Source organism: Gluconobacter potus, assembly GCF_015244705.1.
In the GTDB taxonomy this organism is placed as follows: Bacteria; Pseudomonadota; Alphaproteobacteria; order Acetobacterales; family Acetobacteraceae; genus Gluconobacter; species Gluconobacter potus.
Window position 1 is genome coordinate 591343 of the sequence record NZ_JABCQF010000001.1, and the last position, 14432, is coordinate 605774.

A 14432-nucleotide genomic window follows, 5' to 3' on the forward strand; every position below is an offset into this window, starting at 1 on the left:
TGCGGATTGCTGGTGACTGCCATGACGTTTCCTTCCGCCTTTGGCAAGGCCGGAACGGGCGGGGAGGTGACGTCCGGAGGGATTACACCCCAAGAAATCACGCCCCGGGACATCGCGTCGCTGCGTAGTGTAACGGATGCCGAGATTTCGCCGGATGGCAGCATGGTTGTTTACATGCGTGTCGATCCCGCAAGGAAAGAGGGGCCAACCCCTCCGGTTCTGTGGGAGGTGGCGACCGACGGGCATCGTCCTGCCATGAAGCTGCCCGGAAGCCTGGCTGGCGATCATGAAGCCCGCTGGTCTCCGGACGGGAAGAGCCTGGCCCTGTTGCGGAAGGCAAAGGCATCCGGAGAAGCGGAGCTGGTTCTCGCAAGGCCCTGGAATGCGACTGCAATCCCTGTGGGAGGCATGAAGGGCAGTCCGGTTACATATCGCTGGGCGCCTGACGGGCGGTTCATTGCGGTTATTACCAGGGAAAAGCCTGTTCCGCAGGAGAATGGAAGTCAGGTGGAAGGTGCCAGTGGTGCGTCCCATCTGTTCATCGTGGATCTGGCGCATATGACGGCGCGGGAAGTTCCGGTGTCTGCGCCATCCATCTTCGATGTGGACTGGGCGCCTGATGACCGGCGTCTGGTTCTTCGGACGGGGCAGGAAGGTGGGCTCGATTATTTCTGGTACCGTTCCGTCGTCTCGGTCATGGCCGTGGATGGCGGGCATCTTCAGACATTGCCGGGGCGGGCCACGGCTGTGCATCCGTCCTTTTCTCCGGATGGCCAGCAACTCCTGTATGGTTATTTCGCGGATAACGGGATCGGCGGCCATGTCGCGCGTTATGATCTCGCGAGTGGTGTACGGCATCCTGTAGGAGCCGACTGGGGCGGCGCCATCCTGCGGGCAGTCTGGGATCAGGATGGCAGGGGACTGACGGTGCTGGGGTTCCGGGGGCTGGACACGTCTCTGGCGCATGTCGCGACGGCAGATGACCGCGTTGAGCCGTTTGCGACCCTGCAGGGTGAAATCTTCAGCTTTTCACAGGACCGGGCCGGCAATATTGCGGTCGTGGCGTCAACCCGGCAGAAGCCGGGGGAGGTCTGGCTCTATCATGGGGCTGACGGGCATGTTCTGACGGATACCAATCCGGAGGTGGCTCACTGGGATCTGGGTGAAGAGCGGGTGGTTCGCTGGAAAGGACGGGACGGCCTGGATCTTCAGGGGATCCTTGTCCTGCCGCCTCATGTGTCGCCTCGCAAGCCTCTTCCGTTGTTCGTTCAGGTTCACGGCGGCCCGCTGGAAGCCTGGTATGATGGCTGGCTGGGATCGTGGCATAACTGGGCCCGGATGCTGGCGTCTCATGGCATTGCGGTCTTCATGCCGAACCCCCGGGGGTCCGAAGGCGGGGATACAGCCTTTACCGTGGCGAACCGCGGAGACTGGGGTGGGCAGGATTATCAGGACATCCTTGCAGGCGTAGACATGCTTGAGCATGAGGGGGTCGCCGATCCCGGGCATCTGGCTCTGGGAGGATGGAGCTATGGCGGCTTCATGGGAATGTGGGCGGCCGGTCATAATGATCGTTTCAGGGCTATTATTGCAGGTGCCGGAATTTCGGATCTTGAAACGATGGCCGTGGCAACGGATGTCGGTTTCAGTTTCATTTCTCCTTATTTTGGTGATCCGCTGACGCACCGGGTGGATTATGCGGCTCATTCGCCCCTGTCCTTTGCCAGTGCGGTCAATGTTCCCGTTCTTCTGCTGCACGGCAATGCAGATGCCCGTGTTCCTCCTGTCCAGAGCCGCCTGTTCTACGCTGCACTGCATGAACAGGGGAAGCCGGTGCGCCTTGTTCACTATCCTGCTGCGCCTCACTGGTTCGGGGGCAGTGTCGGGATGGATACCGAGATTGATGTCCAGCAACAGGTTCTTTCCTGGCTGCAGCGTTATCTCTGATTGTTCGTTACTCGAAATAAAAATCGTCAAACGTCTTCAACTCAGGTTCAGGGTTCCCAGAAATGCGTGTACATGAGCTTAGAAATGTTCGGGTGACCAGTCTCTGTTCCGGGCGCATGAGCGCCCTGCGTCTGGCTCTTATGACGGCGGTGTTCGCGCCTCCGGTCTCTGTGCTGGCGCAGGATCTTCCGCCCGTAGCGCATGGTTCGAAAACGCCGTCCAAAGCGTCCGGCCATCCAGCAACGGTTCCGGTGCCTCACCGGCCTGCAACCGATCCCGCGGATGTACAGGGAGGTCTTGAAACGATTACGGTATCGGCGGAACGCCGGCGTCAGTCCACCCATGACGTTGCGAACTCCGTGACGGTTCTTTCGGGGCAGTTCCTGCAGAAGATCGGTGCGCAGTCTTACGCGGATTATATTTCACAGGTTCCGGGCGCGACTTTCAACCAGTCCCTTCCCGGTCTTTCGACCATTACCTTCCGCGGTATTGCAACGACGGCCGGTCTGGATCAGGGGCAGGGGACAACCGGCTATTTCCTGAATGATATTCCTCTTGCCGAGCCGGGTTTTGCGATTGCTGTGCCCGATATCGATACGTTCGACGTTGCTCGTGTCGAGGCGCTTCGGGGACCACAGAGTACGCTGTTCGGTTCGGCGACCCTGGGTGGGGCCATCGATTATATTCCCAATCAGGCTGATTCCAGCAAGATCGATGCGGCGGCGCAATCATCGATCGTCGGGATGCCGGGGCATGAAGTGGGCTATGCTGAAAAAGGCATGTTCAATATTCCCATCATCAAGGGGAAACTGGCCGTGCGTGGTGTGCTGGATTACCGGCAGGACCCGGGATACATTACCAATCGGGGTATCGGCACGAATACGAACACCAGCTATACGCGCAATGCCCGTGTCAGCGTGGTGTGGACACCTACGGATGTGGACAAGCTGGCCTATACATATCTGGCACAGAGTTCCGATATTTCGGATGATCCGTATTCACTGATAGCCATGCCTGACTATCAGAAGTCTCGTCAGATCGAGGAGCCACTGCGGACCCAGATCCAGATGCACGAGTTGAGATACGATCATGATTTTTCTTTTGCCACGTTGAGCGCGATGGGCGCCTTCCTGCGCAAGGGCAAGAATGCGACGACGGATTATACACCCTATTACGGAACATCCATGGGGGGAGGCAACACGACGCTCAATGAAACGGGCGATAGTAAATCCATGTATTACGAAGTACGGCTTGCATCGCGGGGACACAGTCGTTTCAGCTGGTTGCTGGGCGCGGCCTATTACGAGACATGGAAGCGGATTGAAGACAATGTTTCGACTGCGGGAGTCAGTTCCTATCTCAGTGGTCTGTACGGATCATCGGTTGCTTCTTCCCTGACGCAGGGATCTGATAGCTGGTATTGGGGAACGGCCAATTATGATGGAACCGAAAAATCGATTTTCGGGGAGTTTTCCTACACACTGCTGAAAGGTCTGACGCTGACGGGCGGGGCACGCGTGTTCAATGCGGCTGAAACGGCTTCGACCGAAACACCAGGCTATATTGCCTATGCCGATTATGGCACATCGCTTCATCGTGCCGCGTCCTCGACGTCCCAGACCAGTGCATTGCCAAAAGTCGCACTCCGATATGAGCCCAACAAGGCCATGATGTTCTATTTCCTGTTCTCGGAAGGATACCGGTTCGGAACCCCCAACTCCGTTATTTACAATGCGGCCTATCCGACGCCGATGGGAACAAAATCCGACAGTCTCATGAACTATGAAGTCGGGGCACGTCTGAATCTGTTTCATCATCACCTGCTGCTGGAGCCCACCCTCTACTGGATCGACTGGAGCAACATGCAGGCCCGGCTTCTGCGTGGGGATGGTCTGACTTATGGTGCGAATGTGGGGTCGGCCGTCAGCAGGGGGGCGGAACTCAGTGCTACATGGATTACCCCGATCGACGGTCTGACCCTGAAGGTCAACGGTACTTATGACGATGCCCACACAAACCAGTCGATTACGACATCCAGTGGTGTCATTGCAGGAGGTTCGCAACTGGCGTCCAGCCCGAAATGGCAGTTCAGCGAGATCATGAGTTATACTGTGCCGAATGTTGCAATGGAGCCTACATTTGCGGTCATTCATCACTACCGTGGCTCTGCGCCCGGGTTGCTGGGGAACAGTCTGATGACCGGAAATTACAATACGGTTGATCTGCGCGTTTCCGGAACTTTCCACACCCAGCAGGGGCAGTTCGGTGTCAGTCTGTACGTCAATAACGTGGGGAATTCCCATGGGATTACCATGGGGTACGATAACGGGAGCGCTCTTGTGAACCAGTATTACCTGCTTCCGCCACGTTTGGTCGGTTTTACTCTGAACTGGCATCTCTAAGATCTGAAACACTCACAAAACCTGAAATATCAGACTTCGAGGGCACGGTGCGGCCCTCCCGGGAGGAAAAGGGCGCATGCTCAAGAGACGTGACTTTCTGAGTGCCGGTGTTGGCTGTGCGCTTCCGGTGCTGGGTTTCCCTGCGATCGCGGCATCTTCGCGCGAAGGTGTCGAGACGGCCTATATCAACGCAATGCTCTGGGATGGCTATTCTGCTGCCCCCTCGATGAGTGCGATTGGTGTCACGGGAGAGCATGTTTCGTGTGTGGGCGCGGAGGCAGTCAAAGCCCGGATTTCGAAGCGCACACGGGTGGTGGATCTGCAGGGTGCGTTTGTCATGCCCGGTCTGATGGATTGCCATACGCATTTTTCCCTGGCGTCACTGGCGTTGACGGAGGTTGATCTGCGGGGGGCGAAAACTCCGCAGATGATGGTCGATCAGATCGCCGCCAGGGCGCGGACTGTTGCGAAAGGGCACTGGGTTCTGGGAACCGGGTGGGATGCGGACCAGTGGGGTGGGGCGCTTCCGGACAGGAGCTGGCTCGACAAGGTGACGGGCGATGTTCCGGTTTCAGTGTCCCGCTATGATTTGCACATGCTGTTGCTGAATTCCGCTGCCCTGCGGCTTGCGGGGATCAACCGGGATACGCCGGATATTGCCGGGGGTGTCATTGTTCGCGACAGGAATGGTGAACCGACCGGGCTGTTGAAAGACACGGCCAAGACACTGGTTGAAGCCGTGATCCCGGCCTATTCGCCTCTCGAAATTGACGATGCCATGCGACGGGGTATCGCGCTGGGGCTGAGCAAGGGCGTCACCAGGGTCCATTGTCCCGAAATTGACTGGCGGACCCATGAGAGCCTGATGCGTCTGCGGGCGCAGGGTGAGACCAATCTGCGCTTTTATTCCATGGTGCCCCTGCCGGACTGGGAACGCCTGTTGCGTCAGGTGCAGGAACAGGGCTGGGGGGACGACTGGGTCAGATGGGGTGGTCTGAAGGCGCTGGCCGACGGGTCTTTGGGATCACGGAGTGCTCTGTTCCAGCAGCCTTACAATGATGACCGTTCCACGCGCGGTGTACGCGTCCATCCGGTCAGGGATCTGCTGGAATGGACCTTGATTGCTGATCGGCACAATTTTCAGGTGGCGATTCATGCGATTGGTGATCAGGCCACGCATGACGTACTCGATATTTTCCAGACCGTCAGTGACCGGAATGGTCCACGGGACCGGCGCTTTCGCATGGAGCATGCCCAGAGCCTTCAGCTTGCGGATATCGGGCGCTTCAAAAAGGAAAATGTCATCGCCTCGATCCAGCCCTATCATGCGATTGATGACGGTCGCTGGGCTGTTCGGCGTGTTGGTCCCGAGCGTCTGAAGGGGACTTTCGCCTATCGTTCGATTGTTGATCAGGGCGCGCGGTTCTGTTGCGGGTCTGACTGGCCTGTGGCGCCTCTTGATCCTTTCACAGGGATTCAGGCTGCTGTCCTGCGTCAGACGCTGGACGGAAAAAATCCCGGTGGGTGGATGCCAGAGCAGAAGCTGACTTTGCTTCAGGCGCTGAGCGGATATACGACCGGAGCCGCTTATGCGGGTTTTTCCGAGAACAGGATGGGGCGGATCCTGCCAGGATTTCTGGCTGATTTTGTTGTTCTGGACAAAAATATTTTTACCATTCCATTCGAGCAGATTAACAGCATGTCCACACTGTCCACGATTGTGGGCGGGAAAGCGCGTTATACGGCGTAATACCCCGCTCTGCTCTTGCCCGGGAGCTGAGCTTATGAGGTCCACGACTACGTCACGGCTTCGCCGTGACGTAGTCGTGGATGATGAACTTTCCGGTGTAATGCTCAGTAAACGTATTTTCCTGGGGCATCACAAGGGTAGCTCTCCTCGAACCGGTCGAACATTTATGAAAAGCTATTTGTGGGTCGGAATACGGGATGCCGCATCCGGTGCAGTCAGGTCTTCGAACTGTTCCGGATGCTGGGACGCATTGACGTCTCCAACCGGTTTCGGGTGGTGCAGGTTGTCGTATTGCAGCGGAGCGATCGAGAGAGTCTGGTCCATGGTCGGCAGATCCTTCACGGCCCAGCCACCCCCGAGGCTGCGGATCAGATCCACATCCGCATGATACAGCCGGGTCGCAACCTCAACCTGATGGATGCGGCTTTCCAGCGTATTTTCCTGACTGACGATGGCTTCAAGATAGGTTCCAACGCCCCCCTGATAGAGTGTCATGGTCATGTTCTGCGTCGCGAGATTGGCCTTTACCGCCTGTTCCAGCGCCGCGTTTTCCTTCGTCAGACGCTCGGTGAGGGACAGACCGTCCTCCACTTCGCGGAACGCTGACAGGACCTTCATCCGATACGTATCGCGGGTCTCGCGATAGGCCGACCATGTTCTCTGAAGCTCCGCCCGGCGCAGCCCGCCATCGAACAGCGGCATGTGCAGGCTCGCCCCATAGGTCCACAGCGAGTTGGCAAGATTGGCCAGATCAAAGCCGTTGGCTTCAAACCCGCCATTCAGATTCAACGCGATATGCGGATAGAACGCCGCACGCGCAATGCCGATCTCCCGGTTGGCCTGCGCCATTTCACGCTCGGACGCCGCAATGTCCGGGCGGCGCTGAAGCAGGGTCGAAGGAACATCCGTCGGGATCGTCGGCTGGATGAAATGGAACTCGGGGCTGGCAGGAATATGGAAGCTCGACGGCGACGTATTGGTCAGCACCGCGATCGCATGTTCCATGACCTGCCGCGCTGCCTGAATGTCCAGCCGGGCCGCCTGCGTGGTGTAGAGCTGAGCCTGTGCCCGCGCCAGATCGAGGCGCGGGGCCGCCTGGTTCTGGACCTGGTTTTCCGTAATGCGAACGGCCCGCTCATAGTATCCGATGGACTGCTCATAAATCGCATCCTGCGCGTCATAACCGCGCAGCTGGATGTAGTCGCGGGCCAGTTCGGCCTGCGTGCTCAGGCGCGCCATGGCGAAATCGGCGGCACGCTGCTGGGCAAACTGCTTCTGCGCCCGCACGCGGTTGCGGATGGACGACCAGAAATCAGGCTCCCACGACACCAGCCCCCCATAATCCTCACTGGTCTGCGTCAGGGTGGCGCCATTGCGGAACAGCCGGTCGGCGGACTGCTTGTTGTCCGAAGCCCCCGCATCCAGACTGGCATGGGGCAGCAGTTCGGACCGTGCCGCCACAACCAGCGAGCGTGCCTGAATGAAGCGCTCGGCCGCCGCCTGGATATCGCCGTTATCGGCCGTGGCCCGCGCTTCAAGATCGTTCAGCAGCGGGTCCTGAAACATGGTCCACCAGTTGGCGGGCAGCACCATATCCGCGGGGGTTGCCACGGCAAAGGGCGCCTGCCCCTGCCAGCTTGAGGGGACGACAAAGTTCGGGGTTCTGTAAGTCGGGGCCAGATCGCAGGCCGACAGGCTGATCAGCGCGAGGGCTGATCCACCGGTGAGTGCGAGGCGTCGGAAGGTGGCTGGGATCATCATTCGTCCCCGTCATTGTCGGAGGAGTCGTTGTCAGTCTCGAAGCCGCTTTCATTATAGCCCCGCGCCGGGGTCACGACATGCACCACATCGCCTTCCAGCAGATCGGCAGGCGGATTGTTGATGATGCGATCCGTAGGCTTGAGGCCGCTCAGGATCTCCGTGGAGCTGTCCGCCATGCGCCCCACCTGAACATTGACGTAATGGACGTGGCTGGTGGCATCCACGACCGCGACCTGCATGCCCTTTTCCTCAAAAACGAGACTGCCGCTCGGGATTTCATACAGATTGGCATCCGTGTTCTTCGCCGTCAGGGCAACCGAGGCGAACGTGCCGGGCCAGAGCAGATTGCCCGGATTGTCGAGCACGAATTCCGCAATGGCCGTGCGCGTGTTGGGGTCATAGCCCTTGGACGTCGTCAGGTACTTCGCCGTAAAGGTCTTGCCCGCATATTGCGGCACCGTAACCTGCGCGGTCATGCCGTCCTGCAGGACGTAGGAAAAGACTTCCGGCACGGAAACGAAGAGACGCAGCTTGTCCGTATCGGCCACGGTAAAGAGTTCGGAGGCACTCCCCGTCGCATTCAGACCGCCGCCGCCATTATTGACGTAGTCGCCAACATTGACCGAACGGGCTGTGACGATCCCGTCAAATGGGGCCACGAGCTGCTTGAAGCGTTCGAGCGCCTCGAAATGATCCACATTGCGCTGTGCGGCCTGCACTTCGGCATTGGCGGACTGTTCGTTTGCGTTGGCGACCGAAACCGACTGGCCGGAAACCGACTGGGACTTGCCCATCGCACGCCAGCGGCTCGCCGTGACGGACGCCAGATTGTATTTCGCCATGACGGACGCAAGACTGGCCTTGGCCTGCGCATATTCGGCATCAAGCGCCGGCGCGTTGATTTCCGCCAGAACGTCGCCCTGTTTCACATGCGCGCCATAGTCCTTGTACCACATTTTCACATAGCCAGAGACCTGCGGATAGATCGGCGCCTGATACCAGGCATCAATATTGCCAGGCAGCGTCAGGGACACTTTCGGGCTGGTCCGATGCGGCGAGACGACCGACACGTCAGGAATGGCGCCGGCATTGGTTTCGGCGCGCAAAGTGCTGACGGCATGGACGCGGTCGACGACGAGAAATGCGACGTAGAGGCCCACGGCGCAGGCTCCCGCGCCAAGAATGAACTTACGGGAAAGGGAGGCCATCAGACTGTCTCCTTGTGGCGCGCGGGACGGTTGTGAAGAATTGCGTAGACGCAGGGGACGAATAGCAGGGTCGAGATGGTGGCGACGATCAGGCCACCAATCACGGCCTTGCCGAGCGGAGCATTGGTGGAGTTGGAAATCGCCATCGGCACCATGCCGACCACCATGGCCAGAGCGGTCATGATGACGGGACGGATACGCCCGTAACCGGCTTCCACGGCGGCGCGCAGGGCATCGCCATGCTCCTCGATCCGCTCGCGGGCGAAGGACACGACAAGGATCGAGTTCGCGGTCGCGGTTCCCATGCACATGATAGCCCCCGTCAGCGCAGGGACGGAGAGGCGCGTATGGGTGAGGAACAGCGCCCAGGCGATCCCGGCCAGCGCGCCGGGCAGGGCCGTGATGATGATGAACGGATCCAGCCAGGACTGGAAGTTCACCACGATCAGCAGATAGATCAGCACCACCGAGACGGCGAGGCCAAGCACGAGCTGGTTGTAAGCCCCGTGCATGGTCGTGGCCTGACCCCGGACATCCACCTGCGCGGATGTTGGAACGGTCTTGGCCGTGTCGTTCAGGACCTTGTGCACACCATCGAGGACGGAGCCCAGATCAGTACCTTCCGCCGAGACATAGATGTCGATGTCCGGCATGGAGTTGTAGTGCGAGACCTCACCTGGCGTTCCCGTCGCCTTGATCGCACTGATGGCGCCAAGGAGCTGGGTCTGGGTTCCGCTCGGGTCGCCGTCACCCTTGTCCACGGGGATCGTCATCAGATCCGTCAGATGGGTCAACTGGTCCTGCGAGACATAGACATTGAGCGGGAAGGTCACGTTGTCGCTCGGGTCCAGCCAGTATTGCGGATCAACCGTGGAGCTTCCCGACAGCGCCATCAGTTCGTTGTTCGCAAGATCGGCTTCGGTCAGGCCGGTCGCCTGGCTGAAAGTCCGGTTGCCCTGAACCATAAGGGTCGGTGTCTTCATGGTCTGCTGGATCACGACATCCGCCGCCCCCGGAATATGCCGCAGCGGCCCGAGGATGGAGCGTGCATAGGCGTAGTTCTGGCGGATATCTGGACCCGAAACCTGGATATCGATCGGAGACGGCGCTCCGAAATTCAGGATCTTCGCCGTCAGATCAGCCGGCTGGAACGTAAAGACCGTGCCAGGGAACTGCGCCGAGAGATCCTTGCGCAGCAGACGACGATAATCCCAGACCGGCGAGGCCTCGTTCTTGAGCGTGATGGTCAGGTCGCAGTCCTGCGTTCCAATGCTGGGCGTCGGAATGAAAGCCTGGTTGTGCGGACCTTCCGGCAGGCCGCAATTGCTGATGATGTCCTCGACCTTGCCGGGCAGGATCTTGTGGATACGGTCATCCACGAGTGCTGCAATCCGGCCCGCAACCTCAATCCGCATGCCCAGAGGCGCACGCATGTGCATCTGCAGAAGGCCGGATTTCGTCTCGGGGAAGAAATCCCGTCCCGCCGTGGCATATAGCCCGAGCGACAGCAGCGAAACGCCAAGGAAAGCGCCCACGAAGGCAATACGCCGCTCGACGCAGCGGGTCAGAATACGGTTGTAGCCTTCCCTGAAGCGGGTGAAACCCCGCTCGAACCCCTGCTGGAAGCGGCCTAGGAACCCCTTGCGCGGCCCACCGGCAACCGTCTGGTCCATGTGAAGGGCCTCATGCTCCTGACCATGCAGACCGCTGTGAACATGATCCGTCAGCAGATATTTCGCCATCGTCGGAACCAGCGTCCGCGACAGGACGAAGGAGGCGATCATGGCGAACATGATGGCCATGGCCATCGGCCGGAACAGGAAGCCCGCTACGCCGTCCAGCTCGAACAGCGGCAGCCACACGATGCAGATGCAGGTCGTGGAAACGAAGGTCGCCACCACGATCTGGTTGGCCGCATCGATGATGGCGTCCTCAAGGCCTTTGCCCATTTCAAGATGGGTGTCGATGTTCTCGATCATGACGGTCGCGTCATCCACGAGAATACCAACCGCCAGCGCCAGACCGCCAAGCGTCATGACATTGATGGACTGCCCGGCCCAGCCCAGCCCGATGATGGAGCACAGGATGGCCAGCGGGATCGACGTCGCAATAATGATCGTCGAGCGCCACGACCCCAGGAACAGCAGCACCACGAGCCCCGTCAGGAACGCGGCCGTGACCATTTCACGCACGACGTCCTTGATAGAATCCTTCACGAAGGTCGAGGCATCCGTCAGGACCGAGACATACACGTCGGGCGGCAGAATGCGGCGCAGGCGGGGAAGCAGGTTCTTCACGCCGTTGACGACATCCAGCGTCGAGGCCCCGCCGCCCTTCATGACGACGATTTCCACGCCCTGACGCCCCTTGACGAGAACCACGTTCGTCTGCGGATGCCCCCCACGATACACATCCGCCACGTCATGGATGTAGATGACCGCATTGCCCACCCGCTTCACCGGAATGTCGCCGATGGCTTTCATGCTGGTGGGGGTGGCGTTGGTCTGCACCATCCAGTCGGTCGCATCGATCTTCTGGTCACCGGCCGGCAGAACGATGTTCTGGTCCCGCATCGCGGCCTGAACATCCATGGCGGACAGATGATGCGCCCGGAGCTGCGCCTGGTTCAGCGCAATCATCACGAAGCTGTCCATCCCGCCATAGGGATGGGCGACCACAGACCCGGGAACCGTGACCAGAAGCGGCCGCACGGAAATGACGCCCAGCTTGAACAGATCCGACGGCGTCTGCTTGTCGGACGTGATCTGAAGCGAAATGACAGGTACGGACGACGCCTCAAGCCGCATGACCATGGGCGCGGGAATATGCGTCGGCAACTGCTGGATCACGGTCTGCGAAATGGCGACGACATCCGCCTCCGCCGGGCCGATATCGGTCCCCGGCTGGAAGTAGATGTTGACGATCCCACGTCCGTAATAGGAGTTGGATTCCATGTGCTCGATGCCTTCGACGGTCGAGGTCACATTGAGTTCGTAATTGTAGATGATACGCCCGGCGAACTGCTCGGGCAGCATCCCGCCATAGGTCCAGACGACCGAGACGACGGGGATGTTGATGTTTGGAAAGACGTCCGTTGGTGTTTTGAAAATGGACATGACGCCAAGCATCACGATCATGATCGACAGGACGACAAAGGTGAGCGGTCGCCTCAGCGCGGTGATGACAATGGCATTCATTCAGCTCGGTTCCCGACAGGGTTACAGCAAGGAAGGGAAACCGGGACGATAAGGGGCCTGAAATACTACGTCTTTTAAATCGTGATTTATGGAATTTTTTTTACTATTTCACCAAAGTAAAAATTATTTTTTACTTTGGTATGAGCTTTATGTAAAATTTCTGATGGATCTGTTTAAATAAAAAACCATTAATTTCATAAAATAGCACAGATGGCGCGCCATCCTGACCGCGCGCCAGCCCCGCTGAAACCCCACACCGCAGGACCGTCCGCCGATCAGGCCGGATCGGCCATGAGATCCAGCTGATAATCCGACTGATCCTGCGAGCGCGTCTGCCGCAGCACATGCAGCCCCGGATCCTGCGGGACCAGACAGTTCACGAGCCACACCGTCTCGGGGCCGGCCCCGGCATTGCGATACGCCAGATGATTGGCCCCGGTCTTCAGCACGGCACGCACCCGGAAGCGGAAATCCAGAACCCCTGTCCCCCCGCGCATGGCCTCCAGTGACGGAAAGGTCGTCTCCTCCGGCACCAGTGCCAGAGGCTCCCCGTTCAGGGAGACGGACAGGCCGTGCGCAACCCGCGCAACATAGGCCTGCTGTTCCGCGGGAGACAGCCGACCGTCATGATCGGTATCGATCTGCCCGATCACAGCCCCGGCCACATCCACCCCCGGCACAAGCCGCAGATGCAGGCCGATATGATCACGCGCCGGAGCGATCGTCGTGGCCTGAAGATACTCGTCCAGCCGATGCGCCGAAGCCGTTACGGGCAGCAGCAGGGCCACACCCGCCAGCACCATGCTCCGTATCCTGCTCATGGCGCCGTAAACCGGCTGCCGTAACTGTCGGTCGGGTCCCGGTAAACCGTATGAACGTGCAGCGTCGGATCGCCGCCGACGCCCTGCGGAGAAAACTCGATCAGCAGATGCGGGCCCTGGATACGATAATAGGACGAGCCGTTGCGGTCAGGCTCATGGGTGGTCGGACCGCTCCAGGCAAACCATGTCTCGTCCAGCCCCTCGCGGATTTCCTTCAGGCGCGGCGCGGCATAGGTGTCGTTGATGATCCCGGCCCATTCGCCAATGATGTCCATCAGCATCTTTTTCTGCGCCGCATTCAGCGCAGACCCCTTGATGCCTTCAGGCACAATGGTTTCGCCATCATGCCCGGGCCCTGCCACGAGATCATCCACGGCATAGGGCAGGATCGCCTGCTTGCGCTGCTGCGCATCCAGAGCATCCAGCAGCGCAAAGGCCTTGTCGTTTTCCCCCGCCAGAACACGCACCGTCCTGCCGCCCCGCTTGTAGATCGCAGGCTGGGCCCCCGTCAGGGTCGGGGTCATCACGCTATGCGGACCATCGATCACAAGGTTCAGACCCAGATGATGCCCGCCGAACTGCACCATCCAGGGCGCCGTTTCCGAAGGCTCCCCGAAAATGCCGATGGTGTAGACGGCCCTGCCGGACGCAAAATCCGTCCCGGCATCCGCCAGTGCCTGATCCCCGTCCATGATGTCCTGAACCTTCTGATAGCCCCGTGCGCTCAGAAGCGTCTGCAGAAGGTGAAATGCCGCTGCCCGCTGGGCCGGCGTCAACTGCCCCATCTGAAGCCCGGGCCGCAGCACGTCACTGACCGGAAAGTTGGACCATACGGCCGTGCCGTAACGCTCCCCGATAAATCCTCCCGGCGGCCCCATACCCGGCCCGCGCGCGGCCGGAGCCGCCGTCTGATCGCCTGTCACAGGCACAACGGGCTGCCCCGGAGCACTCCTGCGGAAGCGGGCAAGCGTGCCGGATTTTTGTGCAACAAATGGAAACTGCACCTTCGTCCGTCCCTGTGAATCGAAGCTGGCGAGAAATGCACGGGCCGCAATGACGGCATCATGGGTCTGGTTCGCAGGCATGGTCTCTCCTGACGGCGAGGCCGCCCGGGCCTGGGAAAATCCGGCTTCCACAACCGGAGAAACCGCCAGAAACAGCCCGCCCAACACCCAGAATCTGTTCTTCACGCTGCCCTGACCCCGCTGGTTTTTCCTGCCGCCCGCATCCTGCTCCGCAAGGCGGACGCGCAACACTGCATGCCCCCGATGGAGCGATCAAGACCCGCCCGTCCGGGCCGCAGACCGTCCAGCCACGCGCCAGCAAAAGTAAGAAAATTTACAAAC

8 protein-coding genes are annotated in these 14432 nt (G+C 59.7%); 3 read left to right on the forward strand and 5 right to left on the reverse strand.

The window, feature by feature from the left end:
- The first annotated feature begins 21 nt into the window (after positions 1–21).
- The 3 genes from HKD31_RS02555 (at position 22) to HKD31_RS02565 (ending at position 6099) form a co-directional block, all read left to right on the forward strand.
- Positions 22–1947 carry a S9 family peptidase gene (locus HKD31_RS02555; protein ID WP_194263719.1) on the forward strand — a complete coding sequence of 642 codons (1926 nt, stop codon included), beginning with the start codon at positions 22–24 and terminating at the stop codon, positions 1945–1947.
- A 92-nt stretch (positions 1948–2039) separates the two neighbouring features.
- Entirely contained in the window at positions 2040–4349 is a 2310-nt protein-coding gene (locus HKD31_RS02560) for a TonB-dependent receptor domain-containing protein (RefSeq protein WP_194263718.1), read from the forward strand.
- A gap of 76 nt (positions 4350–4425) precedes the next feature.
- Positions 4426–6099 (forward strand): amidohydrolase, encoded by a 1674-nt coding sequence (locus tag HKD31_RS02565; protein ID WP_194263717.1) that lies wholly within the window; start codon positions 4426–4428, stop codon positions 6097–6099.
- 174 nt (positions 6100–6273) lie between these two features.
- On the opposite strand, the gene HKD31_RS02570 is transcribed toward HKD31_RS02565, so the two are convergent.
- From HKD31_RS02570 to HKD31_RS02590, 5 genes are all read right to left on the reverse strand, one after another.
- Complete coding sequence (locus HKD31_RS02570) at positions 6274–7857, reverse strand: efflux transporter outer membrane subunit (protein ID WP_194264077.1); 1584 nt, start codon at positions 7855–7857, stop codon at positions 6274–6276.
- Positions 7857–9068, reverse strand: a complete 1212-nt coding sequence (locus tag HKD31_RS02575; protein ID WP_194263716.1) for an efflux RND transporter periplasmic adaptor subunit — start codon at positions 9066–9068, stop codon at positions 7857–7859. Before HKD31_RS02575 ends, HKD31_RS02570 begins: the two co-directional genes overlap by 1 nt.
- Positions 9068–12265: an efflux RND transporter permease subunit gene (locus HKD31_RS02580; protein WP_194263715.1), complete on the reverse strand. Its 3198-nt coding sequence runs from the start codon at positions 12263–12265 to the stop codon at positions 9068–9070. Before HKD31_RS02580 ends, HKD31_RS02575 begins: the two co-directional genes overlap by 1 nt.
- 275 nt (positions 12266–12540) lie before the next feature.
- Positions 12541–13086 (reverse strand): hypothetical protein, encoded by a 546-nt coding sequence (locus HKD31_RS02585; protein WP_194263714.1) that lies wholly within the window; start codon positions 13084–13086, stop codon positions 12541–12543.
- Positions 13083–14171, reverse strand: coding sequence for a DUF3500 domain-containing protein (locus HKD31_RS02590; RefSeq protein WP_228120170.1), 1089 nt, complete (start codon positions 14169–14171; stop codon positions 13083–13085). Before HKD31_RS02590 ends, HKD31_RS02585 begins: the two co-directional genes overlap by 4 nt.
- Positions 14172–14432: the final 261 nt, after the last annotated feature.

Excerpts from the sequence above, each read along its gene's own strand:
- HKD31_RS02555 (WP_194263719.1), top strand. The coding sequence starts at position 22 with ATGACGTTTCCTTCCGCCTTTGGCAAGGCCGGAACGGGCGGGGAGGTG.
- HKD31_RS02565 (WP_194263717.1), top strand. The coding sequence starts at position 4,426 with ATGCTCAAGAGACGTGACTTTCTGAGTGCCGGTGTTGGCTGTGCGCTT.
- HKD31_RS02570 (WP_194264077.1), bottom strand. The coding sequence starts at position 7,857 with ATGATCCCAGCCACCTTCCGACGCCTCGCACTCACCGGTGGATCAGCC.
- HKD31_RS02575 (WP_194263716.1), bottom strand. The coding sequence starts at position 9,068 with ATGGCCTCCCTTTCCCGTAAGTTCATTCTTGGCGCGGGAGCCTGCGCC.
- HKD31_RS02580 (WP_194263715.1), bottom strand. The coding sequence starts at position 12,265 with ATGAATGCCATTGTCATCACCGCGCTGAGGCGACCGCTCACCTTTGTC.
- HKD31_RS02585 (WP_194263714.1), bottom strand. The coding sequence starts at position 13,086 with ATGAGCAGGATACGGAGCATGGTGCTGGCGGGTGTGGCCCTGCTGCTG.
- HKD31_RS02590 (WP_228120170.1), bottom strand. The coding sequence starts at position 14,171 with ATGCCTGCGAACCAGACCCATGATGCCGTCATTGCGGCCCGTGCATTT.